The sequence below is a fragment of the Qipengyuania sp. SS22 genome (genome assembly GCF_025736935.1).
Classification (GTDB): domain Bacteria; phylum Pseudomonadota; class Alphaproteobacteria; order Sphingomonadales; family Sphingomonadaceae; genus Qipengyuania.
In genome coordinates, this window is sequence record NZ_CP107048.1 from 1,486,429 (window position 1) to 1,511,085 (window position 24,657).

23 protein-coding genes and 1 other RNA gene are annotated in these 24,657 nt (G+C 64.7%); 15 read left to right on the forward strand and 9 right to left on the reverse strand.

What is annotated here, in order from left to right; all coding sequences use genetic code 11:
- Positions 1 to 25: 25 nt before the first annotated feature.
- Together ssrA and mscL are read right to left on the reverse strand one after the other, a co-directional pair.
- Positions 26 to 369, reverse strand: a transfer-messenger RNA (tmRNA) gene (gene ssrA / locus N6L26_RS07290).
- A gap of 75 nt (positions 370 to 444) precedes the next feature.
- A complete protein-coding gene (gene mscL, locus N6L26_RS07295; RefSeq protein WP_263604955.1) occupies positions 445 to 873 on the reverse strand; it encodes a large conductance mechanosensitive channel protein MscL in 429 nt (142 codons plus the stop codon).
- A 138-nt stretch (positions 874 to 1,011) separates the two neighbouring features.
- On the opposite strand from mscL, the gene N6L26_RS07300 reads away from it, so the two are divergent.
- From N6L26_RS07300 to N6L26_RS07320, 5 genes are read left to right on the forward strand one after another with little or no spacing between them, the layout of a single operon-like run.
- Positions 1,012 to 1,635, forward strand: coding sequence for a LemA family protein (locus tag N6L26_RS07300; protein ID WP_263604956.1), 624 nt, complete (start codon positions 1,012 to 1,014; stop codon positions 1,633 to 1,635).
- An 11-nt stretch (positions 1,636 to 1,646) separates the two neighbouring features.
- The gene (locus N6L26_RS07305; protein ID WP_263604957.1) at positions 1,647 to 2,498 is read left to right on the forward strand and encodes a TPM domain-containing protein; all 852 of its coding nucleotides are present in this window, start codon (positions 1,647 to 1,649) and stop codon (positions 2,496 to 2,498) included.
- Entirely contained in the window at positions 2,498 to 3,172 is a 675-nt protein-coding gene (locus tag N6L26_RS07310; protein ID WP_263604958.1) for a TPM domain-containing protein, read from the forward strand. Before N6L26_RS07305 ends, N6L26_RS07310 begins: the two co-directional genes overlap by 1 nt.
- 2 nt (positions 3,173 to 3,174) lie before the next feature.
- Positions 3,175 to 3,720, forward strand: coding sequence for an NUDIX hydrolase (locus N6L26_RS07315; RefSeq protein WP_263604959.1), 546 nt, complete (start codon positions 3,175 to 3,177; stop codon positions 3,718 to 3,720).
- Between the two features lie 3 nt (positions 3,721 to 3,723).
- Positions 3,724 to 4,518 (forward strand): SDR family oxidoreductase, encoded by a 795-nt coding sequence (locus N6L26_RS07320; protein ID WP_263604960.1) that lies wholly within the window; start codon positions 3,724 to 3,726, stop codon positions 4,516 to 4,518.
- A gap of 120 nt (positions 4,519 to 4,638) precedes the next feature.
- On the opposite strand, the gene N6L26_RS07325 is transcribed toward N6L26_RS07320, so the two are convergent.
- Genes N6L26_RS07325 through N6L26_RS07335 form a run of 3 tightly spaced genes read right to left on the reverse strand, consistent with a single transcriptional unit; the run spans position 4,639 to position 5,134 of the window.
- Positions 4,639 to 4,860: a PspC domain-containing protein gene (locus tag N6L26_RS07325; RefSeq protein ID WP_263604961.1), complete on the reverse strand. Its 222-nt coding sequence runs from the start codon at positions 4,858 to 4,860 to the stop codon at positions 4,639 to 4,641.
- On the reverse strand, positions 4,857 to 4,973 hold the full coding sequence (locus tag N6L26_RS07330; RefSeq protein ID WP_253523250.1) for an enoyl-CoA hydratase: 117 nt from the start codon (positions 4,971 to 4,973) through the stop codon (positions 4,857 to 4,859). The genes N6L26_RS07325 and N6L26_RS07330 overlap by 4 nt, the downstream gene beginning before the upstream one ends.
- 41 nt (positions 4,974 to 5,014) lie before the next feature.
- Complete coding sequence (locus tag N6L26_RS07335) at positions 5,015 to 5,134, reverse strand: recombination protein F (RefSeq protein ID WP_253523248.1); 120 nt, start codon at positions 5,132 to 5,134, stop codon at positions 5,015 to 5,017.
- A 229-nt stretch (positions 5,135 to 5,363) separates the two neighbouring features.
- Here N6L26_RS07335 and recF point away from each other — a divergent pair, with 229 nt between their 5' ends.
- Positions 5,364 to 6,443 carry a DNA replication/repair protein RecF gene (recF, locus tag N6L26_RS07340; RefSeq protein ID WP_263604962.1) on the forward strand — a complete coding sequence of 360 codons (1,080 nt, stop codon included), beginning with the start codon at positions 5,364 to 5,366 and terminating at the stop codon, positions 6,441 to 6,443.
- On the opposite strand, the gene N6L26_RS07345 is transcribed toward recF, so the two are convergent.
- Positions 6,440 to 7,144 carry an arylesterase gene (locus tag N6L26_RS07345; protein WP_263604963.1) on the reverse strand — a complete coding sequence of 235 codons (705 nt, stop codon included), beginning with the start codon at positions 7,142 to 7,144 and terminating at the stop codon, positions 6,440 to 6,442. The two genes, recF and N6L26_RS07345, sit on opposite strands and share 4 nt — an antisense overlap.
- 47 nt (positions 7,145 to 7,191) lie before the next feature.
- Here N6L26_RS07345 and N6L26_RS07350 point away from each other — a divergent pair, with 47 nt between their 5' ends.
- Together N6L26_RS07350 and N6L26_RS07355 are read left to right on the forward strand one after the other, a co-directional pair.
- The gene (locus N6L26_RS07350) at positions 7,192 to 7,881 is read left to right on the forward strand and encodes an ABC transporter ATP-binding protein (RefSeq protein ID WP_263604964.1); all 690 of its coding nucleotides are present in this window, start codon (positions 7,192 to 7,194) and stop codon (positions 7,879 to 7,881) included.
- Positions 7,878 to 10,385: an ABC transporter permease gene (locus tag N6L26_RS07355; RefSeq protein ID WP_263604965.1), complete on the forward strand. Its 2,508-nt coding sequence runs from the start codon at positions 7,878 to 7,880 to the stop codon at positions 10,383 to 10,385. The genes N6L26_RS07350 and N6L26_RS07355 overlap by 4 nt, the downstream gene beginning before the upstream one ends.
- Positions 10,386 to 10,640: 255 nt before the next feature.
- On the opposite strand, the gene N6L26_RS07360 is transcribed toward N6L26_RS07355, so the two are convergent.
- Complete coding sequence (locus tag N6L26_RS07360; protein WP_263604966.1) at positions 10,641 to 13,328, reverse strand: TonB-dependent receptor; 2,688 nt, start codon at positions 13,326 to 13,328, stop codon at positions 10,641 to 10,643.
- 258 nt (positions 13,329 to 13,586) lie between these two features.
- Here N6L26_RS07360 and typA point away from each other — a divergent pair, with 258 nt between their 5' ends.
- The 3 genes from typA (at position 13,587) to N6L26_RS07375 (ending at position 18,373) form a co-directional block, all read left to right on the forward strand.
- A complete protein-coding gene (gene typA / locus N6L26_RS07365; protein WP_263604967.1) occupies positions 13,587 to 15,404 on the forward strand; it encodes a translational GTPase TypA in 1,818 nt (605 codons plus the stop codon).
- Positions 15,405 to 15,680: 276 nt separating this feature from the next.
- Positions 15,681 to 16,868 (forward strand): hypothetical protein, encoded by a 1,188-nt coding sequence (locus N6L26_RS07370; protein WP_263604968.1) that lies wholly within the window; start codon positions 15,681 to 15,683, stop codon positions 16,866 to 16,868.
- Entirely contained in the window at positions 16,865 to 18,373 is a 1,509-nt protein-coding gene (locus N6L26_RS07375; protein ID WP_263604969.1) for an N-acetylmuramoyl-L-alanine amidase, read from the forward strand. The genes N6L26_RS07370 and N6L26_RS07375 overlap by 4 nt, the downstream gene beginning before the upstream one ends.
- Positions 18,374 to 18,483: 110 nt before the next feature.
- Here the strand turns inward: N6L26_RS07375 and N6L26_RS07380 are convergent, their stop codons facing one another.
- Positions 18,484 to 19,329, reverse strand: coding sequence for an outer membrane protein (locus N6L26_RS07380; RefSeq protein WP_263604970.1), 846 nt, complete (start codon positions 19,327 to 19,329; stop codon positions 18,484 to 18,486).
- A 202-nt stretch (positions 19,330 to 19,531) separates the two neighbouring features.
- Between N6L26_RS07380 and putP the strand changes: the two genes are divergently transcribed.
- The 4 genes from putP to N6L26_RS07400 all read left to right on the forward strand — a co-directional run bounded on the left by putP (position 19,532) and on the right by N6L26_RS07400 (position 23,982).
- Positions 19,532 to 21,013: a sodium/proline symporter PutP gene (putP, locus tag N6L26_RS07385; RefSeq protein WP_263604971.1), complete on the forward strand. Its 1,482-nt coding sequence runs from the start codon at positions 19,532 to 19,534 to the stop codon at positions 21,011 to 21,013.
- Positions 21,014 to 21,053: 40 nt separating this feature from the next.
- Entirely contained in the window at positions 21,054 to 22,850 is a 1,797-nt protein-coding gene (gene ggt, locus N6L26_RS07390; protein ID WP_263604972.1) for a gamma-glutamyltransferase, read from the forward strand.
- Positions 22,851 to 22,860: 10 nt separating this feature from the next.
- A complete protein-coding gene (locus tag N6L26_RS07395; RefSeq protein WP_263604973.1) occupies positions 22,861 to 23,232 on the forward strand; it encodes a VOC family protein in 372 nt (123 codons plus the stop codon).
- 81 nt (positions 23,233 to 23,313) lie between these two features.
- On the forward strand, positions 23,314 to 23,982 hold the full coding sequence (locus tag N6L26_RS07400; protein ID WP_263604974.1) for an extensin family protein: 669 nt from the start codon (positions 23,314 to 23,316) through the stop codon (positions 23,980 to 23,982).
- A gap of 12 nt (positions 23,983 to 23,994) precedes the next feature.
- On the opposite strand, the gene N6L26_RS07405 is transcribed toward N6L26_RS07400, so the two are convergent.
- On the reverse strand, positions 23,995 to 24,501 hold the full coding sequence (locus tag N6L26_RS07405) for a response regulator transcription factor (protein WP_263604975.1): 507 nt from the start codon (positions 24,499 to 24,501) through the stop codon (positions 23,995 to 23,997).
- Positions 24,502 to 24,657 lie beyond the last annotated feature (156 nt).

Genomic DNA, 24,657 nt, shown 5'->3' on the forward strand with positions numbered 1-24,657 from the left:
CTGTTGCTAGCTACCCCCGGAGCCCCGGAATCCGCTTCTGTTGCCCGGTGGGTCCAACCGCGCTTTAGCTTTGTAAATTCAGGCCGTTAGGCCATCAAATTACGCTGCGAGAGCGAGTGCTTCGTTATCGTTGGCACTTGTGTGTTGTGAACATTTTTACGGGGTACTCAGCCCGAGCAAAACCACTGCCTTTCAGCACACGTCGATCCTAGTTCGGCCCCGTCATAATCCGCCATTTCAGCGGTTTGTGGTGGAGCCGCCGGGTACTGCCCCCGGGTCCGTTGTACCTATTACACAGCGCCATTTATCGCCATATCCCGCCGAAACGGGCAGGACCCATATAGGGCCTGCCCGCTTAATGTGAAGTGTATGCAGCCACATGCCCGCCAGATGCGGGACGGACCACGGCCCGTCCCCTGCACCGCTGGCGGGCGTCGCGCAGATTTACTTCTTCAGCGCGTCGCGGATTTCGGTCAGCAGCTCGATCTCGGTCGGACCGGCGGGTGCCGCTGCTTCCTTCTCCTCGGCCTCGGCCATGATCTTCTTGGCATAGCGGACCAGCAGGAAGATGATGAACGCCAGGATCACGAAATTGATGATCGCGGTGATGAAGGCGCCGTAACCGATCATCGCTGCGCCCGCTTCCTTGAGCGCGGCATAGTCGGTCAGCGATCCTTCATAACCTTCGGGCGTGGTCAGGAGGATGAAATAGCTGGAGAAATCGGCCCCGCCGAACAGCGCGCCGACTACCGGCATGATAACCTCGTCGGTTAGCGATGCGACAATCGTGCCGAAAGCACCGGCGATGATGACCGCCACGGCGAGATCGACGACGTTGCCCTTGGCGATAAAATCCTTGAAATCTTTTAACATGCAGCAGCCCCTGTTTACCATCGTAGTCGTCGGAGTTTCTGCCACCGACGCCGCCGGACGACAAGATCGTGTTAATCTTGAAAGGTGGGAAAGGTGTGCTATCTAGACAAGACACGTTTACCACAAGAGGGATTTTGCATGAACCGCTTGGCTGCTTTTCGCACCTCCATCGTCGCTGCCGCCGCGCTGGCCCTGTCGGCCTGCGGGATCAACTCGGTGCCCGCGGCCGAGGAGACCGCGAAGGCCAAATGGGCCGATGTCGAGGCCGCGTTCCAGGAACGCGCGAACCTCGTGCCCAATCTCGAGCAGATCGTGATGAGCTCGGCTGAGCAGGAGCGCGATACGCTCGAAGCGGTGGTGCAGGCGCGCGCTTCGGCCACCCGCCCCGAAATCCAGATCGATGGCGACGATCTCGGCGATGCCGAGAAGATGACGCAGTATCAGGAAGCGCAGAACACCTTCGGCGGCGCGCTGTCGCGCCTGATGGCCAATGTCGAAGCCTATCCCGAACTGCGCAGCCAGGAAAACTTCGGCCGCTTCATGACGCAGATCGAAGGCCAGGAGAACCGCATCCGCGTCGCGATCCGCGACTATAACGAGGCGGTCCGCCAGTATAACACCACGATCCGCACCTTCCCCGACACAATCGGCGCGAACATCATCCACGGCGCCGAACCGATGGTCCCCTACCAGGCAGTCACCGAAGGCGCCGAAACCGCGCCCGAGCTGAACATGCGCTCGGATAGCGACGCCGCGAACTGAGCGGCGCTGCGATGCGCACACTCATTCTTCGCCTGATCCTGCCGCTGGCGGCGGGGCTCGGCCTCCTCGGAGGTCTTGCCCTGCCCGCCGCCGCACAGACTTTTCCCGAGCGCGGGACCGCGCCCGTGGTCGATGCCGCGAATATCATCGACGCGGCTACCGAAGCCGCGCTGACCGAGAAGCTCGATGCGTTCGAGGAGCGTAACCAGCGGCAATTCGTGATCCTCACGCTGCCCGATCTCGAAGGCTACGACATTGCCGACTACAGCTATCGGTTGGGGCGCGAATGGGCGCTGGGCGATGCCGAGCGCAATGACGGCATCATCCTCGTGGTCGCCCCCAACGAACGCAAGATGCGGGTCGAGGTCGGCTATGGGCTCGAAGGCGTCATCCCCGACGGGCTGGCCTTCGAATATGTCGAGGGGATGAAGCCCTATTTCCGCGAGGGCGACTATTCGGGCGGGATCGCCTGGGGGGCCGAGGAGATCATCACCCAGCTCGAACTGCCGCCCGAAGAAGCCGCGCGCATCGCACAGGAACGCACGGCAGATCGCGGCAGCGAAGGCGGCTTTCCCGTGGGCGCGCTGATCTGGCTCGGCTTCATATTCTTCTTTTTCATCCTGCCGATGTTCCGTGGCGGACGCAGCCGGCGCTATCGCCGCGGCGGCGTAGGCGGGGTCGTGGGCGACATCATCCTGTGGGAAGCCGGCAAGGCGATTGCCCGCGGCGTCGGCGGCGACGACTGGGGCGGTGGTGGCGGCGGCTGGGGCGGCGGTGGCGGCTTCGGCGGCGGTGGTTTCGGCGGCGGCTTTTCCGGCGGTGGTGGCAGTTTCGGGGGCGGTGGCGCCTCGGGGGGGTGGTAATGGGCTATCTTTCGCAAGCCGATCACACGATCGTATCCGGTGCTGTAGCGCAGGCCGAACTCACCACCAGCGGCGAAATCGTCACCGTGCTGGCCGACCGGAGCGACGGGTACAACGACGTCGTGCTGGTCTGGGCGGCGGCGCTCGCCTTTTCAGCGATGAGCCTGTTTGCGGTGATCCCCCAGCCTTTCATGGATCTGTGGGATGCGCTGGTCGGCGGCTGGACGCATGAATGGACCACCGGCGAACTGGCCAGCATGACGATTGCGCTGGGGCTGGTCGCCTTCGTGATCGGCTGGCTGCTGGTGAGCTGGGGCCCGCTGCGCTTCATGCTGACGCCGGGCCCGGTGAAGACCGCGCGCACGCATGCCCGCGCGATCAAGCATTTCAAGGTCGGCGCCGAACGGCGCACGCATGGCCGCACCGGCGTGCTGCTCTACCTCTCGATGCGCGAACACCGCGCGGAAATCGTCGCCGACCAGCCGATCGCCGAAATCGTCCCGGCGGAAGTCTGGGGCGCGGCGATGGCGGACATGCTGGCCGAGATCAAACAGGGCCATATCGCCGAAGGGCTGGCCGCCGGTGTCCGCGATGTCGGCGAGGTGCTGTCCGAGCATTTCCCCCGCGCCGAGGACGACGAGAACGAATTGCCCGATCGCCTGATCGAGGTCTGACCATGCCCGTCCCCGACCATGATGCAGACGAACAGATCGTCTGGCAGGGCAAGTACATCACCGCCAAGAAACGCGGGCGCTGGGAATATGTCGGCCGCCCGCGCAATATCCGCGCGGCGGTGATCCTGGCGGTCGACGAACACGACCACGTCCTGCTGGTCGAACAATACCGCGTCCCGCTGGGCTGCCCCTGCATCGAACTGCCCGCCGGGCTGATCGGCGACGGGGACGATTTCGCCGACGAGGACCCTCTGGTCGCGGCCGGGCGCGAGCTCGAGGAAGAAACCGGCTATCGCGCCGCCATTCTCGAAGACCAGGGCTGTTTCTGGTCCTCGCCCGGGATGGTCAGCGAAAGCTTCACCCTCGTCCGCGCGCGCCAGCTGACGAAAATCGGCGAAGGCGGCGGCGTGGCGGGCGAGAACATCACCGTGCACCGTGTCGCGCTGGCCGACATCCAGAGCTTTATCGCCGCCAAGCGCGCCGATGGTTGCGGGATCGACGTGCGCATGCTCTTGCTGCTGGGACAGGGATTACTGGCAGGAGAGTGAGAGATGGCGAAGGAACGCGAGCCGCGGTGCGCGGGTAAGCTGGCACTGATAACGGGTGCGGCACAGGGTCTGGGGCGCGCGCATGCCACCCGGCTGGCCGAAGAAGGCGCGCGCGTGCTGTGCACCGATATCAATGGCGACGGCGCAGCCGAAACGGCAAAGCTGATCAACGACCAGCTGGGTGCCGGCACCGCCTTTGCGGTCCAGCACGACGTCACCGATCCGCAGGCCTGGGAAGCCGCAGTAGATGCAGCGCGCGACCAGATGGGCGGACTCAACGTGCTGGTCAACAACGCCGGGATCGGTGTGGCAGGCAATATCGAGACCTGCGATTTCGACGACTGGAAGCGCTGCTTTGCGATCAATGTCGATTCGATCTTTCACGGGTGCCAGAAGGCGCTGCCGCTGATGCGCGAGCACGCGCCGGGGTCGATCGTGAACATTTCGAGCATTGCGGGCCTCATCGCCAGCGACACCATGCCCGCCTATAATGCCAGCAAGGCCTCGGTGTGGATGCTGAGCAAGTCGATCGCGCTGCATTGCGCCAAGAAGAACATGCAAATCCGCTGCAATTCGATCCACCCGACCTTCGTCGATACGCCGATCCTCGACGGGACGGCGCAGAACCACAATATCGAAAAGGGTGTCCTGCTCGAAAAGCTGGCGCGGCAGATCCCGCTCAAGTTCGTCGGCGAACCCAATGATATCGCCAATGCGGTGGTCTATCTGGCGAGCGATGAAAGCCGCTTCATGACCGGCGCGGAGCTCAAGCTCGACGGCGGCATCTCGGCGATGTGATCCTGTCGGTGATATGATCTATGGCCGGAATCAAGAGAGGGGCCGTTTGGCCCCTCCCGGTTTTCTCAATTTTGAGCCACGACCGGCACGAAAACCGGGTCGGTTGGCGCGAGGCCGTGGTCAGTCGGCGATCAGCCCGATCGCGAGGTAGATCAGGATGAAGCTGCCGAAACCGAGCAGTGTGCCTGCGACGAACCCGATACGAACCCAGGTAACGTCGATACCGAAGTAGCGGGCAATGCCGGAGCAGACGCCCATCAGCTTGCCGCCAGTGCGATCGAGCGCGAAGCTCTTGCTGGGACGGACGGCACGGTCTTCATCGCGGTGCTTCAGCTGGCTCATACGATCACTCCATTGGGCGAGGCCGGGAGGATAGCCGTGGCGAAGGCCACTGCCGAGAGTACGAGCGAGAAGGCAGCTGCGAAGAGCTTGTTGCCGTTTTCCGAGTTGAACATAATTCCTTTCCTTTCGATGCGAGTGGGTGTGATCGGGACGATCAGGCGATGAAACCGGCGGGGCTGGCGGGGACGATCGCAGCGGCCATGAAGACGGCCGAGATGCTGAGAGCGAAGATGGCGGCGAGAGCGCGGTTGCTGGCGTTTTCGAAGGTGTTCATTGTGGTTCTCCTTGATCCTTGGTTTGTTTGGCCCCGGGTCATCCGGGATATCCCAATGATTGCAACGGGTGTGCCAAACTCGAAAAACCGCAGATTTCCGCCATTTCTTGCTGAACAGCCCGGCCCCGCCCTGTTCATCAATCCGAAAGGTTGGGAAATTTCCCCAACTGTTGGATATTCGCCTTTCGAGTAGCGGGGTCCGCGCGCCCGCGCTATCGCCAGCCGACCCATGGCGCTCGACCGCATCTCACTTATCGATTTTCGCAACCACGCCGCGACCGAGCTGGGCGAGACCGCGCAGTTCAACCTGCTGGTGGGCGAAAACGGAGCGGGCAAGACCAATATACTCGAGGCGCTCTCGCTGCTTGCGCCCGGACGCGGCCTGCGCCGTGCCGCGCTTGGCGACATGATGCGCAAGGGCAGCGGCGCAGGCTTCCGCGTCGGCGCCGACCTGCGGCAGGAGGATGGGCCGGTGCGCCTCGGCACCTATGCCGACAGCGCCAATCCGGGCCGCCGCCGGGTCCGGATCAATGGTGCAGAAAGCAGCGCTACGGGGCTTGGCGAATGGCTCGCGGTGACCTGGCTGACACCTGCGATGGATGGCCTGTTCACCGGTCCGGCAGGCGATCGGCGGCGCTATATGGACCGGCTGGCGCTGGCGCTCGATCCCGCGCACGCCGGCCATGCCGCGCGCTATGAAGCCGCCTTGCGCGAACGCAACCGCCTGCTGGCCGACCGGCGCGAGCCCGAAAGCGGCTGGCTCGATGCGATCGAGGCGCAGATGGTCCCGCATGGCGCGGCGCTGATGCGCGGGCGCGCGCGGCTGGTCGAAACGCTGGCGGTGCGGCTTGCCGAAATGCCTGCCGAACCCTTCGCGCGCCCCGCCCTTACCTATGCGCCGGGCGCCCCCGACCATGCCGACGGCCTGTCGCAGGCGCTGTTCGACAATCGTGCGCGCGACCGCGCGGCGCAGCGCACGCTGGCGGGGCCGCATCGCGACGAGCTGGAAGTGGTCCATGCCGCCAAGCGTGTGCCCGCCGCACAAAGCTCGACCGGCGAACAAAAGGCCATGCTGGTGGCGATCACCCTCGCCCATGCCGGGCTGGCCGCGCAGGGACGCGCGGGGCTGCTGCTGCTCGACGAGGTCGCCGCGCATCTCGACCCGGTCCGTCGTGCGGCGCTGTTCGAACAATTGCGTGGCAGCGGCGCGCAGGTGTGGATGACGGGCACCGAAGCCGCCCCCTTCAGTACCATCGCGGAAGAAGCCGCAGTGTGGCGTGTCGGCGCGGGCGCGGTCGAACGCGTCTAGGAAGCGGGTGGGAGCGCGCTTTCGACATCATCGACCGTATCATCGACCAGCGCCGTAATCCCCGCGGCGGTCGGGTGGATGCGATCGGGCAGGAACATGCTGCGGTCTTCGAAGATGCTGTCGAGCCAGAACGGCACCAGCGCGGCATCATATTGCTGCGCCAGATCGCCATAGAGGCTGTCGAACTGCTGCTGGTATTCGCTGCCGTAATTGGGCGGCGAGCGCATCCCCATCAGCAGCACCGGTATGCCGCGCGTGCGCAGCTCCTCGAGCATGGCGGCGAAATTGGCGCGGGTCTGCTCGGGCTGGATCCCGCGCAGCATATCGTTGCCGCCCAGTTCGAGGATAACCAGATCGGGCGTAGTTGCCTGCGCATCGAGCGTGAAGGCGAGCCGCTGGCGCCCGGCCGCGCTGGTATCGCCCGACACGCCGGCGTCGACCACCCGCGCATTGATACCGCGTTGGCGCAGGCCCGCCTCGAGCTGCTCGGGATAGCCCTGCTGTTCCTCCAGCCCGTACCCGGCGAACAGGCTGTCGCCGAATGCGAGGATGCGGCGTTCGGGGCCCTCGACCACTGCATCGGATGCAGCGGCGGGTACCTCGGAAGGCGCGCCTCCGGGTGCTTCGGCTACCTCTTCCGCATTGCCGCAGGCGGCCAGCCCGAGGGCGAGGAGCATGATCGACAAAGGCCCGAGACGCATCGGCGAGATTCCTTGTGCAACACTGGGCCGCATGCCATCGCAGCAAGGTGACCAACTCTCAAGCCGCGATTTCCGCCCGCAACCTCACCCTCACCCTCGGCACCAGCGAAGCGCCGGTTGAGATCCTGCGCGGGATCGACCTCGATATCGCACGCGGATCGACCGTGGCGCTGCTCGGCCCCTCGGGCTCGGGCAAAAGCTCGCTGATGGCGGTGCTGTCGGGCCTCGAACGCGCCAGCGGCGGCACGCTCCTGGTGGCGGGCGAGGATTTCGCCGCGATGGACGAGGACGCGCTGGCGCATGCCCGCCGCGGACGGATCGGGATCGTACTGCAGGCCTTCCACCTGCTGCCGACCATGACCGCGGTCGAAAACGTCGCTACGCCGATGGAACTGGCGGGCGAACCCGATGCGCAGGCACGCGCGCGCGCCGAACTCGAAGCGGTCGGCCTCGGCCACCGGCTCGACCATTACCCGCAGCAGCTTTCGGGCGGCGAGCAGCAGCGCGTGGCAATCGCCCGCGCCACCGCCGCGCGGCCCGATTTGATCTTCGCCGACGAACCGACCGGCAATCTCGACGTCGCCACGGGACATGAAATCGTCGAACTGCTGTTCGCGCGGCGCGCCGAAACAGGGGCCACGCTGCTGGTCATCACGCACGATCCCGAACTCGCCGAACATTGCGAGCGCGTGCTGCAACTCGCCGACGGACGCATTGCCAGCGACACCGCCGCATGAGCTGGGCGACCGCCTGGCGCATCGCGCGGCGCGATCTCAATGCACGGTTCAAAGGCTTGCGGCTGCTGCTGGTCTGCCTGTTCCTGGGCACCGGCGCGCTTGCCGCAATCGGGTCGCTGACGGCCGCGATCGAGGGCGAGATCGAGGCCAATGGCCGCGAATATCTGGGCGGCGACCTCCAGGTCGAATTGTGGCAGCGCTCGCTCGACGAAGCGGAACGCGCCGCGCTCGAGGACTATGGCGAGGTGTCTGCGGGCACGCGGATGCAGGCGATGGCGCGCTATGACGACCAGGCCGCCCCGATCGAACTGAAGGCGGTCGACGCAGCCTACCCGCTCTATGGCACGCTGACGCTGGCCGATGGGCGTGCAGTCGGCGCCCCCGCGTCTGGCGAGGCATGGCTGTCGCAGGGCGCCGCCGACCGGCTTGGCGTGGCTCCGGGTGACAGCATCGCTATCGGGACCGAGACGCTTGGCGTAGGCGGAATCATTGCCGACGAGCCCGACCGGCTGGGCGAAGGCTTCCAGCTGGGGCCGACCATCATCGTCGCCGAGGAATTGCCCGCGCGCGCAGGGCTGATCGCGCCCGGTTCGATGTACCAGTCGAAAACCCGCGTCCGCTTCACGCAGGCGCGCGATGCCGCGGATGTCGAGCAGGCGCTGGAAGACCGCTTCCCCGAAGCCGGGTTCGATATCGACACCGCCGACCGCGCCGCACCGGGGACCGACCGCTTCGTCGACCGGATGAGCGAATTCCTCACGCTGGTCGGCCTTGCCGCGCTGGTTATTGCGGGCATCGGTATCGGCGGCGGGGTGACCTCCTATCTCGATGCGCGGCGGCAGGGCATCGCCACGCTCAAGATCCTTGGCGCGTCGAGCGGCGATATCGCGCGTATTTATGCGCTGCAGATCGTCGCTGCCACGCTGGTCGGGAGCCTTGCTGGGATCGCCGTGGGCGTCGCCGCAGTGCCGCTGCTCGCGCGCGCACTCGAAGGGTTGCTGCCCGTGTCGAGCGGAGTGGTGATCGATCCCGGCGCGCTGCTGCTCGCGCTGGCCTATGGCATGCTGGTGGCGCTGGTCTTCGCCGCGCCGCCGCTGCTGCGCGCACGCCATTTCCCCGCCATGGCACTGATGCGCGCACGCGTGGCGCCGCTCGCCCGCGATCCGCAGGCCTTGTTGCTGGTCGGCAGCGGGCTGGCCGCGATCGTCGCGCTGGCGCTGCTGACCGCGGAGAACCCGCTGCTGTCGGGCGGCTTCCTTGCCGGGGCGGCTGCCGTTCTGGGGCTGCTCGCACTGCTGGGTTGGGGTATCCGCAAGATCGCCGCATCGCTCCCGCGCCCGCAAAGCCCGGTCGCGCGCAATGCGCTGGCCAACCTCCACCGGCCCGGTTCATCGACCGGCGCGCTGGTCACCGCGCTCGGCTTCGGCCTTGCCGCCTTCGTGCTGCTGGCCGCCGTGCAGAGCGCGATCGATGGCAATATCGCCAAGCGCGTACCCGACCGCGCGCCTGACTATTTCGTGCTCGATATTCCGCGCGACCAGGTGGGCGAGTTCGAGACACTGGTGCGCGAGGCCTATCCCGACGCCAACTGGCGCACGGTTCCCGCGCTGCGCGGCGCAGTGCTCGCCTTTGGCCCCGAGGGGGCGATGACCCGTACATCCACGCTGGAGGACATTCCCGATGGGGCCTGGGCACTACGCGGCGAGCGCGGGCTGACCTATGCCGACGATCTGCCCGAGGGCAATGAACTGACCGAGGGCGATTGGTGGGGACCGTTCTACGACGGTGAGCCGCTGGTCTCGATCGATGCCGATTTCGCCGAGGCTGCCGGGCTGGAGGTTGGCGACATGCTGACCTTCGGCATCCTCGGGGTCGAACGCACCGCGCGTATCGCCAATTTGCGCCGGATCGACTGGGAAAGCCTGGGCTTCAACTATGTCTTCGTGCTCAGCCCCAACGCGATCAGCGATGCGCCGCACAACCTGGCTGCGACCGTCGAACTGAGCCCCGGCACGCCCACGGGACCGCTGCTCCAGGCACTGGTCGCGGCGCTGCCCTCAGCCTCGGTCATCGAAGTCGGCGGGGTGCTCGAACAGGCGCGTACGATCCTCGAACAGGTCGGGCTGGCCACGCTCGCCGCGGCCAGCGTCGCGGTCCTGGCGGGGCTGGCAGTGCTGCTGGGCGCGATTGCCGCCGCGCGCGCCGCGCGGACTTACGATACCGTCGTCCTGCGCGTGCTGGGTGCCGACCGGCGGCAGATCCTGCTGATGCAGCTCATCGAATACAGCGCGCTTGCCGCCGCGCTCGCACTGGTCGCGCTGGGCATCGGCAGCCTGGCTGCATGGCTCGTGGTCACGCAATTGTTCGAATTCGACTGGCTGCCTAACTGGAGCGTGGTGCTCGGCGTGCTGGGTCTTGGCATTGGCGTGGTGCTGGCCTTCGCGCTGGGCGCCTCGCTGCCGCTGCTGCGAGCCAAACCTGCACAGGCGCTACGCGCGCTCTAGGCGGCGGCGCTGACCCGTAGCGTAGAAGCGGCAATCTGCGTCCCGGGATCGATGCCGACGGCACGCGTCCCGCATCCCGCGCACCCATAGTGCTATAGAACGCGGCGGATTGTGGATCGGCGGCAATGCTCAGGGTTTGTCCGCCGCAGTGCGAATGGTAGCAGCTACGCCATGATCTGCGCCGAGCCACGCGCTTGAGGCAAACGAAAAGGGGGCCCGCAGGCCCCCTTCCCCTTGTCCAGATATCGGCCTCGATCAGAAGCGGAACCTTGCAGCTACACCGTAGGTGCGCGGCTGGTTCGGATAGCCCGAGAGCGCCTGGCCCTGCGCCACTGCCGGGAAGACCGTGGTCAGATAGCGGTCGTCGAGCAGGTTGCGGCCCCACACGCTCAGTTCCAGCCCCATGTCGAAGGCATAGGTGAACGAGGCGTTGAGGCTGTTGACCTCGCGCTTGAAGGCAGCGGCCGCGGCGCGGGCCGGACCGAAGTCGCGTTCACCGGTGGCCGGATCGACCACGATGTAGTTGGTCAGGCCGTCGACCACCTGCACCGGCGATGCATAGGAGAAATCACCCCGCAGGATGACCCTGTCACCGCGCGAGTTGATTTCCTTGTTGTACTGCGCGCCGAAGACGGCGGACAGTTCGGGCACGCCCGCAACCGGTTTACCCGAAAGATCACCCACGGGCGAAGCGACGAAGTTGTCGTACTGCGCATCGAGATAGGTCATCGCGACGCTCAGCGTCAGCGCATCGCTGGCGTAGAACTGGCCGTCGAATTCGACCCCGAAGGTTTCCTGCTTGCCGGCATTTGACAGGATGAAGGACGTACCCGTGAAGGTATTCGCCTGGAAATCCTCGATCGACTGCTGGAAGAAGGTCAGGTTCGCGGCAGCACGGCTCCAGTTACCCTTGATGCCGAATTCGTAGACTTCCGAATTCTCGGCATTGGCGAAGCGGGTGCCCGGACGCAGGTTGGTGACCGCGAGGCCCTGCGCCTGCAGCGCGGCGAAATCGGCCGGGAGCGGACGGCTGTCACGCGACAGGTTGAAGCTCGGTGCCTTGTAGCCGGTCGCCCAGCTGGCATAGACGTTGAGCGTCGGCGTGACTTCGTAGGCCAGACGGACGTTCCAGCTCCAGTCGTCATCATTGGTCGAGCAGTCCTCGACCGCGTTCGGGCAGTTCTGCATCGGCGGCAGGAACTGGAACGGGGTGAGCGCCAGCAGCGGGTTCACCGCGGGGTTGGCTTCATTGGCATCGGCGAAAGCCTGAACGCCTGCGGAAACCTGGCCGAAGGCGGCCGGGTTGGCACCGGCAAAGGCGCCGATTTCAGCCTGGCTGGCCGGACGGCCGAGGCCCAGCAGCGTACCGACCTGAGTGGCGAGGCCCTGCGCGAAGATCGCGGTGTTGCCCGAGGCAATCAGATCGACATTCGAGAACACATCGGTGCTCGTCGAGTTGGTGACGATCTGCTTCTTGTCCTTGGTGTAGTTTGCACCAAGCGTGAGGACGAGGCGATCGGTGATCTCGAAATCGACATTGCCGAAGATCGAGAACGCTTCGTTGTCCTGGACGATGTTGTTGAAGAAGCCCTGGCCTTCAGCAAAGAACTGGCCGGTGTAATCGGTACCGTTCAGCGCCGAGAGCGTGGCTTCGAGCGTGTTGACATTCTGCGTGCCCCCGGTCGCACCCTGCAGCAGCAGGTCGGCGAAGGGGCGGAAGCCCGGACCGTAAACGATCTGGTCCGACGTATCGACACGTTCGTCGAAGTAGTAGCCGCCGATCAGGAAGTTGAACGGGCCGTCGAAATCCGAGGCAATCCGCAGTTCCTGGGTGAAGGTTTCGATATCCGCATCACCGATATTCGCCCCGCTCACCGCCGGGAGGCTGGTGAAGTCGACGTCCTGGTCGGCGCCGAGCTTGGTCTTGCGATAGGCGGTGATCGAGGTCAGCCCCAGCGCGCCGAAGTCGTAATCGATCTGGCCCGAGATGCCGTAGTTCTCGACGTTGTTGATCGGATCGACATCGGTGAACACGACATCGCCATCGGGATTGTTGCGGAAATCGTTGACCTGGCCGCCGAGCAGCTGGATCGCACCGATCTCGGGCGAGGAAGCTACATTCAGCACACCGCAGCAGCGCTCTTCGATCTTGTCGTAATCGCCGATTACGCGGACGCGCAGCGGGCCGCCATTGTCGAACAGCAGCTGGCCGCGGGTGAACCAGCGGTCGCGGTCGTTGATGTCGTCGCCATTGACGCCATTGGTCAGGTAGCCGTCACGCTTGTTGATGCCCCCGCCCGCGCTGAAAGCGACCGAATCGCTGATCGGGCCGGTGACGAAACCCTTGACGACCATCGCGTCGTAATTGCCGTAGCTGGCTTCGACCATGCCGCCGAAATCGAACTGCGGTTCCTTGGTGACGATCGAGATCACGCCGGCGCTGGCGTTCTTGCCGAACAGGGTCGACTGCGGGCCGCGCAGAACTTCGACGCGCTGGATGTCGGGAAGATCGGAAATCTGCGACACCGCGCGGCTGCGATAGACGCCGTCGACGAACATCGCGACCGAGGGCTCGAGGCCGATGTTGTTGCCATCGGTGCCGAAGCCGCGGACCGAATAGCTGGTCGCGAACGAGCTCTGGTTCTGGCTGACGCGCAGCGAGGGGACCAGCGTGGCGAGATCGGCAACGTCGCGAATCTGGGCCTGCTCGATGGCTTCGGAAGTGGTCACGCTGACCGCTACGGGGGTTTCCTGCAGCGTCTGCTCGCGCTTGGTCGCGGTGACGATGATCACATTGCCGCTGGCGGGAGCGGCGATATCGGTATCGTCGGCGTCGGTGTCGACATCCTGCGCCTGGGCGGCGGCGGGCAGAACCAGCGCGGCAGCGCCGGCCAGCAGGGCGGTACGAACGGACGCGTGGCGGCCGAAAGTATTGAATTTCATGAAATGTCCTCTTCTCTCAAGACGTCTTTTTGGTCTGCTGCGCAGTCCCCAAATAACGCAAGCGAGCGGCGAATTACCAGACTCGCATGGGCTCTCAAGCGTTTAGCCGACGAGTGACGCAGCGGGACCGGCGACTGTGCCTTTCGCGTTACACCGCAACGTCTTGTCGCAGTGCAGCATCTAAGCTAGGGGCGCGCCCGAAACGCATCGTGCCTCTCGTGCGTTAACGCTACGGCACGCTAACAGAAAGCACATTCCATGTCCCGCGACCTGCGCAACGTGGCGATCATCGCCCACGTCGACCACGGCAAGACAACTCTCGTCGACCAACTTTTTCGTCAATCCGGCACCTTCCGCGAAAACCAGCGCGTCGAAGAACGCGCGATGGATTCGAACGACCTGGAAAAGGAACGCGGGATCACGATTCTCGCCAAGTGCACCAGCGTCGAATGGAACGGCACGCGCATCAATATCGTCGATACGCCGGGCCACGCCGACTTCGGCGCCGAGGTGGAACGCATCCTCTCGATGGTCGATGGTGTGATCCTGCTGGTCGACAGCGCCGAAGGCCCGATGCCGCAGACCAAGTTCGTCACCGGCAAGGCGCTCGGCCTCGGCCTGCGCCCGATCGTCGTCGTCAACAAGATCGACCGCGGCGATGCGCGCCCGCAGGCGGTGCTCGACGAAGTGTTCGACCTCTTTGCCAGCCTCGATGCGAATGACGACCAGCTCGACTTCCCCAGCCTGTGGGCCTCAGGCCGCGACGGTTACGCCAGCGAAGACGAGCATGCGCGCGAAGGCAATCTGGATGCGCTGTTTAAGCTGATCGTCGATCACGTCCCTGCCCCCGGCCTCGACACCGAAGCGCCGTTCAGCTTCCTCGCGACGCTCCTCGACCGCGACAATTTCATGGGCCGCGTGCTCACCGGCCGCGTCCAGTCGGGCACGGTCAACATCAACGATCCGATCCACGCGCTCGACGCGCAGGGCACTGTCATCGAAGTCGGCCGCGCGACCAAGCTGCTGAGCTTCGACGGCCTCGACCGCGTGCCGGTCGAAAGCGCCGAGGCGGGTGATATCATCGCCATTGCCGGGCTTGAGAAGGCGACCGTTTCGAACACTATCGCCGATCCCCAGATCAAGACGCCGATCGAAGCGCAGCCCATCGATCCGCCGACGCTCGCCATGCGTTTTGCGGTCAACGACAGTCCGCTGGCAGGCCGCGAAGGCAGCAAGGTCACCAGCCGCATGATCCGCGACCGCTTGTACCGCGAAGCGGAAACCAACGTCGCTATCCGCATCACCGAAAGCGACGACAAGGACAGCTTCGAAGTGGCCGGGCGCGGCGAATTGCAGCTGGGCGTGCTCATCGAAACGATGCGCCGCGAAGGCTTCGAGCTTGGCATCAGCCGTCCGCGCGTGCTGTTCCGTGAAGAAAACGACCAGCGGATGGAGCCGTTCGAAACGGTTGTCATCGACGTCGATGACGAGCACTCGGGTACGGTTGTCGAGAAGATGCAGCGCCGCAAGGCCGAGCTTACCGAAATGCGCCCCTCGGGCCAGGGCAAGACCCGGATCACCTTCTCCGCCCCTTCGCGCGGCCTGATCGGCTATCACGGCGAATTCCTGTCCGACACGCGCGGCACGGGCATCATGAACCGCATCTACGAGAAGTACGACACCTATCGCGGCAAGATCGAAGGCCGCCAGAACGGCGTGCTGATCTCGATGGTGTCCGGCGAAGCCGTACCCTACGCGCTCAACATGCTGGAAGAACGCGGCGAGCTGTTCATCGGCGGCGGCGCGAAGATCTACGAAGGCATCATCATCGGCGAAAACGCCAAGCCGGACGACCTCGAGGTCAACCCGATGAAGTCGAAGCAGCTGACCAACTTCCGTTCGACCGGCAAGGACGATTCGATCCGCCTCACTCCGCCGCGCGTCATGACGCTGGAACAGGCCATCGCCTATATCGACGACGACGAGATGGTCGAAGTGACGCCCGAGAACATCCGCCTGCGCAAGGCGATCCTCGATCCGCACGAGCGCAAGCGGGCGAAGCGTTCGGCCGGGTAATCACCCGCCGATACCTGAGACAATACGTAAGGGGCCGGATGATTTCCGGCCCCTTTTTCGTGCCGCGCCGGGCGGCGAAAGACCCGCGCACCAAAATATACAATCAATCCTCGCCCGCGCGGCATAGTGATGAGCCAACGCAGAACCAGACATAAGAAAACCACCGGATCGCTCACCTACGGCAAGCAAGCCCTGCAAACCTGCAGTGCTCGCCGCCGTTATCGATTGGGGGATCGAAACCATGGTTGTCTGCCCGTTATTCATACGGCTCGCACGGTGAACGTCGCCGATCTCAAAGCCGGCGATCTCGATTCTGCAGGCCATCCCGTCCTGCATTTCTATTCGCGCAAGCCCCCCGAATATGCGGTCTACCAGACCAGGGAACGCGCGATGGTTCACTTCGCCGACGCGCCCGATGTTTCCGATGAACAACGCAAGGTGCTGGCGCAGCTCGCCCCCCTGCGCGGCGAAACCAACGCGCTGATCGACGACTGGCGCGAGAAGCCCGATCGATACCAGACTCTGGGATTTATTCCGCGCAAGAATGGCGCACGCATCCGCCAGCGTGCCGCACGCTACGATCGCCGGATCGGCGATGCGCTCATCGTCGCGCTGGAAGGCGATCTGACCGGCGCAGGTGCCGTGCTGCAGGAGATAAAGGACGACGTCATCGAGGAACGCGTCGGATGGTCGCGCTTCGAATATCTGCTCGTCGCCATCACCATCGCGTTTGCATTCATCCTGTTCAGCATCCTGTTTGCCGTGCTGACCATCCCGGATGTCGATAATGCTGCCGCGGCCGTCCGCACGCTGGCGGCTGACACGGCTACCGACGCCCCCGCTGCGCGCGCCGGTCGGTGTGATGCTACGCTCGACCCACGATGCTTCGCCGACGCCACCAATCTGTGGCGCGGCGCCATGGCTGGCGCCTTGGGAAGCTTCTTCTCGATCGCCCTCGCCATCCGCGGACGCACCGTTCTGCCCGACCTCAACAAGGTCAACAACTGGATGGATGCCGGCCTGCGTGTCGCGATCGGCATCATCGCGGGGACCGTGCTGGTCGCGCTGGTGGTGTCGGACTTCGTCAATTTGCGGATTGGCAACGCTCAGTCAGGCGAACTCAACGAGCTTTACATCGGCATCGTCGGCTTTGTCGGCGGGTTTGCCGAACGCCTGGTCCCCGACCTGCTGGCGCGGGCTGCCGTGCAGGAGGGCGAAAAGCCCGTGCTGCGCAAACCCGAACCCGATCTCGACGCGGCCGCGGCACCCGCCGCCACTGCGGTCGGGGCGGCATCGGACGATGATACCCATGAAGACGATGTCGCACACGACGACGAGATCGAAGACGGCTGCGTCGAGGATCTCGACATCGGCGAGGACGACCTCACCCGCGACGAGCACCTGCCCGCTGCATCGGGCGGCGTCGCCCAGCCCGCCGATGGACCCGAGAGGATGAAGGGATGAGCTATTCTTTGACATGGCTGCCCGAAGTGCTCGAGCGCGCGGGCCTCAAAGTCGCCGAGACACCCGACTGGCGCACACGCGGGCGCGGCCACATGGGCCGGGTCCGCGGGGTGCTGTGCCACCATACCGCCACCCGTGCGGGCGGAAACATGCCCACGCTCGACATGCTGATACATGGGCGGCCGAACCTCAGGGGCCCGCTGTGCCACCTCGGCCTGGGACGCGACGGGACCTACTACGTCGTGGCCGCGGGTCGTGCCAATCATGCCGGACCCGGCGCTTGGGAAGGGCTCAGGAATACCGGCAATACGCATCTGATCGGTATCGAGGGCGAGAACGGCGGACGCCCGCATGATGACTGGCCCGAGATCCAGATGGATGCCTATCGCCGCGGCGTCGCCGCCATTCTCGCTCATGTGGGCGCCAAGGCGAACATGTGCCTGGGACACAAGGAATGGGCACCGGGGCGCAAGCCCGATCCGTTGTTCGACATGTCGCAGTTCCGCTCGCAGGTTGCCGAAATCCTCGCCGGCAAGTCGCCCCCGCCGCCAATCGCGGCAAGCGACGACCAAGACCGCCCAACCCTGCGCCGCGGAATGCGCTCGGACGCGGTCAAGACGGTCCAGGCTCTGCTCGGTCTGCAAGCCGATGGCATTTTCGGCCCGCAGACCGAAGCGGCGATCCGCGCATGGCAGCGCACCAACGGGCTGGTGCCCGACGGCATCGTGGGCCCGCGCAGTTGGGAAATGCTCGATCTCCAGCGCAACGCCCCTGACAAGCCCCCGCAGACACCGCCCGCCAAGGACGGCAACAAGGCGGGCGACACGGCGATCATCGACCAGATCGATGTCGGTCTGCTCAAGCTCGCCTTCTCCGAGAACACGCCGCAAGAGCTCGCCAAATGGGTCGAGCCGATCAAGACCGTGTGCCTGCGCTACGGCATCGACACGCGGCGGGAGATTTGCAGCTTCCTCGCCAATATCGCGGTGGAAAGCCGCGGCCTTACCCGCATGACCGAAAGCCTCAATTACAGCGTCGACGGCTTGCTGAGGACCTTCGGCCGCCACCGGATAAGCGAGGCGGACGCACGGCGGCTCGGGCGTAAGCGCGGCGAACGCGGCCTCTCGCTCGCGCGGCAGGAGGAGCTGGCCAATCTGCTCTATGGCGGCGAGTGGGGACGCCGCAATCTGGGCAATACTGAGCCCGGCGACGGCTGGCGGTTTCGCGGCTATGGGCCCAAGCAGATCACCGGCCGCCACAATTGCACCGAGTTCGGCAAATCCATCGGCATGGCGATCGAGAAAATTCCCGATTACCTGCGTACGCGCGAAGGGGGCTGCATGGGCGCAGGCTGGTACTGGAAGTCGCGCAATCTCGACAAGTTCGCCGCAACCCCCGGCCTCGAGGACGATCGCCGCGCAATCAATGGCGGGCTGCACGGGCTCGATGTGGTGCAGGAACGGTTCGACCGGTTGATGCGCGAACTGGAGCGGCGCGGGGTCTGATCTGGCTGCGGGTTACGGACAGATGCGAGCCGAGCTGCGCAAACCGCAGTCCCGATACAAAAAGGGCGGCCACCATGTGACCGCCCTTTCCGTTACAGGATATCCGACGATCAGAAGCGGAAGTTGAGCGTCGTGCGGATCGAATGGATGTTCAGGTTCGGATCCGAGGGGCGCAGCGCGGTTTCACCCGAATCGAGCAGGAACGGATTGGTTGCGGGGGCGGTACCGGCACCCACCAGCACATAGGCATCGTCGTCATCATAGCGCGAATAGAGATATTCGAGGCCGAACGAGATGTTGTCGGTGAGATAGATCTCGCCGCCCGCGCCGATCTGGCCACCCAGCTGCCAATCGTCATCATCCGTCATGGTGAAGGAATTGGCGGTGTTGGTGGTGACGAAATCGTGGTCGATATCGGCATAGGCAACGCCGCCCGTCACGTAGAGCAGGCCACGGCCACTGCCGGGCGAGACGCCGAGACGGCCACGCAGCGCGACCGATTTATCCAGTCCGCGCACGAAGGTGTAGCTGGCCGGAGTCGTGCTGAAGCCGTTCGAATAATCTTCCGATTCCGACAGCGCGCCTTCGACCAACAGGCCGGCCACTACCGGACCGTCGCCGATGCGCTGGTCGAAGCCGATGCGAACGCCATAACCGAAGCGCGACTTGTCGTCGCTGCAACCGTCACTGGCTTCCGGGCCATTGGCGGCACCGTTGCAATAACCGGGGCCGAAAGCATTGGCGCCGGTCCTCGTGATGACGCCATCGCCGTATTCACCGTCGCCATCGGTGTCGAAGACGATGCCTTCACTACGTTCGTCGTCGATCGCGTCGAGCCCGAAGTGCCCGCCGACGTAGAAGCCGTCGAAGAAGCGGGGTTCAGCATCCTGCGCGAAGGCAGGCTGAGCGAAAGCGCCCGCGAAAATCGCGGTGGCCAAAAATGTCGATTTTTTCATTGGAAATCCTGTTGGTTACGTGGACCCTGTTGCCGGGTTAGACGTTCGCGGAGGCAAGGCGTTCCGGGGGTCCTGCGCGAAGAAACGCAGCTGTCGCATATTTGTCACAGCGGCTACTCCGGGAAGCCCGCTGAATGCCGCCTGAGAGGAGGTTCCGGGCCGCGGTGGTCAGCGCGATATGCATCTGTTAGATGCCTCGCCCATGCAGACCGGCACATATATTTCACTCGCCTTATATTTTGTTCTGATGATCGCGATCGGCCTGTGGGCGTGGAAGCGCTCGACCGATACCAGCGAGGGTTACCTGCTCGCCGGGCGCAACCTTCCACCCGCGGTTGCCGCGCTCAGCGCAGGTGCTTCGGACATGAGCGGCTGGCTGCTGCTCGGCCTGCCCGGCGCGCTCTATGCCAGCGGGCTGGTCGAAGCGTGGATCGGGATCGGGCTGTTCATCGGTGCCTTGGCCAATTGGTTCATCGTCGCCCCGCGGTTGCGCGCGCAGACCGAGAGCTATGGCAATGCGCTGACGATCCCCGAATTCCTCGCCAACCGCTTCCCCGACAAGGCGGTTGCGCTGCGGGTGATTTCGGCGCTGATCGTGGTGGTGTTCTTCGCGGTCTATACCGCTGCGGGCCTCGTCGGCGGCGGCAAGCTGTTCGAAACCAGCTTTGCCGGCCTGTTCGGCGGTACCGGCATGAGCGATTACATGGTCGGCATCTGGATCACCGCGCTGGTGGTGCTCGCCTATACAATGGTCGGCGGCTTCCTCGCGGTCAGCCTGACCGATTTCGTCCAGGGCCTGATCATGGTCGTCGCGCTGGCGGTGATGCCGCTGGTGGTGATGTTCGGCGAAGGCGGCAGCGCGGGCGGATCGCTGACCGACGTACCCGTCGAAGGCTTCCTCAGTCTCACGCAGGGGCTCACCCTGCTCGGCTTTGTCAGCGCGGTGACCTGGGGGCTCGGCTATTTCGGCCAGCCGCATATCATCGTGCGCTTCATGGCGATCGACACGGTCGAGAAGGTCCGTCCGGCGCGCAATATCGGCATGACGTGGATGGGCGTCGCGCTGCTCGGTTCGATCGGTATCGGTATTGCCGGCCGCGCCTTTGCCGAACGCAACGGCATCGTCGTGGACGACCCCGAGACGATTTTCATCGTGCTCGCCAACCTGTTGTTCCACCCGCTGATCACCGGCTTCCTGCTCGCCGCGTTGCTCGCCGCGATCATGTCGACGATCAGTTCGCAACTGCTGGTTGCCTCGAGCTCGCTGACCGAGGATTTCTACAAGCTGTTCTTCCGCCGCCATGCCTCGGAGCGCGAGAGCGTGAATGTCGGGCGGATCTGCGTCGCGCTGGTGGCGATTGCCGCGATCGTGATCGCGAGCAATCCCGATAGCCAGGTGCTCGGCCTCGTATCCAACGCGTGGGCAGGATTCGGCGCGGCCTTCGGTCCGCTGATTATCCTCGCGCTGACGTGGAACAGGATGACCGGCGCGGGCGCGGTGGCGGGCCTGGTCACCGGTGCCGCGGTTGTCGTCGCATGGATTGCGCTGGGCTGGAATGCGGCGCTGCCGGGCATGGACCAGGGCCTTTACGAGATCGTCCCCGGCTTCATCGCTGCCTGGCTCGCCATCTGGCTGGTCAGCAAGGCGACCGCCGGAACCGCAGAGCGCCCCTTGCCAGCCTGACGCGCAGTCGTCACACCGTCTCCCGATTGAGGAGACGAACATGCGAACACTACTGGCGGGCGTAGCCGCCCTCGCCCTGACTGCCACGCCTGCCACTGCGCAGGAGACGGCCGAACAGCCCGCGATCCAACAGCAGATCGGCGCCGGCGGGCGGCCCGTGGGCGCAAACTGGGCGCGCAGCCCGGTGATCGCGCAGCACGGCATGGCCGCCACTGCGCACCCGCTCGCCACGCAGATCGCGCTCGACGTGCTCAAGGACGGCGGCAGTGCGGTCGATGCGGCCATCGCGGCCAATGCCGCGCTCGGGCTGATGGAGCCCACCGGCAATGGCATCGGCGGCGACCTGTTCGCGATTATCTACGACCCCGCGACCGGCAAATTGCACGGCATCAATGGATCGGGCCGCAGCCCGCAGGGCCAGACGCTCGACCAGCTGGTCGACAAGCTCGATGGGGCGGATGCCCTACCGCCCTATGGCCCGCTGCCGATCACCGTGCCGGGCACGGTCGATGCGTGGTTCGCCATGCACGAACGCTTCGGCAAGCGGACCATGGCGGCAAACCTGGCGCCGACCATCAGCTACGCGCGCGAAGGTCATCCGATCGCACCGGTCATCGGCATGTATCTCGCCCGCTCGCTCAAGGCCTATTCGGCACGCGAGAGCGAGTTCGATTTCGCCAATGCACGCAAGGTGTGGTTCGCCGATGGCACCGCGCCCGCAGTAGGCGAAATCTTCCGCAATCCGGACCTCGCCGATACGCTGGAGGCCATCGCCCGCGACGGGCGCGATGCCTACTACGATGGCGATCTGACCGATGTGATCGTCGATTACCTGCAGGCGCAGGGCAGCGCCTTCACGCGCGAGGATTTTACCGCGCACCGCAGCGAATGGGTCGAGCCCGCCTGCGCCGGCTATAAAGACGGGTACGAGCTGTGCGAACTGCCGCCCAATTCGCAGGGCTTTGCCGCGCTGCAGATGGTCAATATTCTCAAGAATATCGACCTGTCGCAATGGGAGCGCGGTAGCGCGCAAGCGCTGCACTACATGGTCGAAGCCAAGCGGCTCGCCTATGCCGATGTCGCACGCTTCTATGCCGATCCCGATTTTTCGCGCTTGCCGAAGGAACTGCTCGGCGAGGAATATGGCGCCGAACGTTTCAAGCTGATCGATCCGGCAAAAGCGACGCCCGAATTCCAGCCCGGTGAAATCGAAGTCGCGCCCAAGCTCGAAGGTGAAGGCGATACCACCTATCTCACCGTGGTTGACGGCGACGGCATGATGGTCAGCCTCATCCAGTCGAATTATCGCGGTATGGGCGGCGGGCTGGTCGCGCCGGGGACGGGCTTCATGTTCCAGGACCGGGGCGAGCTGTTCAGCCTCGATCCGGCGCATCCCAATGCCTATGAACCCGGCAAGCGGCCCTTCCACACGATCATTCCCGCGTTCGTCAAAAAGGACGGCCAGCCCTATATGACGCTGGGCCTGATGGGCGGCGGCATGCAACCGCAGGGCCATGTGCAGGTGCTGGTCAATATCGTCGACTATGGCATGAACCTGCAGGAAGCAGGCGATGCCGCGCGCTTCAACCATGATGGCGGGCCGCAGCCGACCGAGACACTGGAAGGCCCCGCCGCCGATCCGCTGGGGACATTGTTCGTCGAACCCGGCATCCCTGCAGAAACCATCGCCACGCTGCGCAGCATGGGCCACAAGGTCGAAGTGGTCGACAACGGCATCATGTTCGGCGGCTACCAGGCCATTGCGCGCGATCCCGAGACAGGCGTGCTGACGGGCGCCACCGAAATGCGCAAGGATGGGCAGGCCAGCGGCTATTGAGGAGAGCGACATGGCAAAGGTAACCGGACTGGGCGGGGTCTTTTACGTGGTGAAGGACCCTGCCGCCACGCGCGCCTGGTACCGCGACGTGTTGGGCATTGGCGGCGAATACGGGCCGCAGCTGGAGTGGTCCGAAGAAACGGGCGAAAAACCCTATTCGCTCATCAGCCACTTCAAGGACGATGAGTACATCAAGCCCGGCACCGGCGGCTTCATGATCAATCTGCGGGTCGACGATTGCGACGCGATGGTTGCGCAATTGAAGGACAAGGGCGTGGAGGTGCTTGGCCATGTCGACGAAGGCTATGGCAAGTTCGCCTGGATACTCGATCCCGACGGGGTCAAGATCGAGCTGTGGGAACAGCTTGCCGCACCCGAATAGGCGGCGCCTCTCGTCGGAAAACTGCGGCTTCCGACATATCGTTAGCGAAGAATTAAGGATGATCGGGAGATAAGCGCGGGTATGCGACCGCATCCCGCCTTCTCTCTGCTGTTTCTCCTCAGCCTGGCAGGATGTGGCGTGGTACCCGGCTCCAAGCCCGCAGAAAGAGTCGCGCGTCAGGCGGGGTCCGTCCCCGTCAGCACTGCGCGACCCGAAACGCGCCAGTGCAATGCCGAACTGGGTCAGAGCGGCTCGCGCTTCGCTCCGCTGCCCGACAAATTCTACGGCTCCGGCTGTTCGACCACCAACAGCGTCCGGCTCGAACGCGTCGGCGGGGATCACAGCGAATTCGCCGTGACCAACCTTGGTGCGGTTGCCTGCCCGCTGGCAAACAGCTTTGCCGGCTGGGCGCGCTACGGAGTCGATCGCGCCGCGCAGCAGATCCTCGGCAGCCCGCTCCAGCGGATCGAAACCATGGGCAGCTTCGCCTGCCGCAATGTCGCCGGAAGCGGTCGCCGCAGCGCGCATGCGCGCGCGGAGGCGATCGACGTGGCCGCTTTCGTCCTTGCCGACGGCCGCCGGATCTCGGTTCAGTCGGGGTGGAACGCCTCACGCGACGAGCGCGAGTTTCTGCGCGTCATTCACCGCAGCGCCTGCAAGCGGTTCGGCACCGTGCTCGGCCCCGATTACAACCGGGCGCATCACGACCATTTCCATCTCGAATATGGCGATGGGAACTACTGCCGCTAAACTTCGGACGCCCTACATTGCGAAGGGCGTATCCTCGTCGAGCTTTGCTTCCAGCCGCAGGCGGACCGCCTGCGCGGAATGATCCGTTCCCAGCTTCGACATCAGGTTTGCGCGGTGGATTTCCACCGTGCGTGGGCTGATCCCCAATTCACGACCGATCATCTTGTTGCTGCAGCCCTCGGCCAGCCAGTCGAGCACCTCGCGTTCGCGCGGGGACAGCGTGGCGATCTTGTTGCGCGCCTCGACCATTTTCCGGCGCGCCTGGACATGCGCATCGACATCCTTGCCGATCCGGCCAAGCGCTTCGGCCAGCCGTTCGGGTTTCAGCGGCAGCGCGACATAATCCAGCGCACCCGCTTTCACCGCATCGACGATGCAGGCCGGCCGGGGTTCACGCGCGGTGGCGATTACCGGCAACCACACGCCTTTCTGAGCCAGCTCGTTCAGGACCGACGCGACCCCGCCATCGGTGGGATCGTCGCGCGCCAGGATCACACCCTGCTCGGGTGGTCGCTGCAAGAATTCGGCCGCGTTAGTATAGGTTTCACAGTGATGGCCAAGTCCAAAACCCAAATGGGCTTGTTCTGCCCGGCCACGACTTGAGCCTCCTACAATATGGAGAATTTGGCGCTCTTTCATTTGGAGTACCTTACCTCTATGACAAAGCCCCCGCCA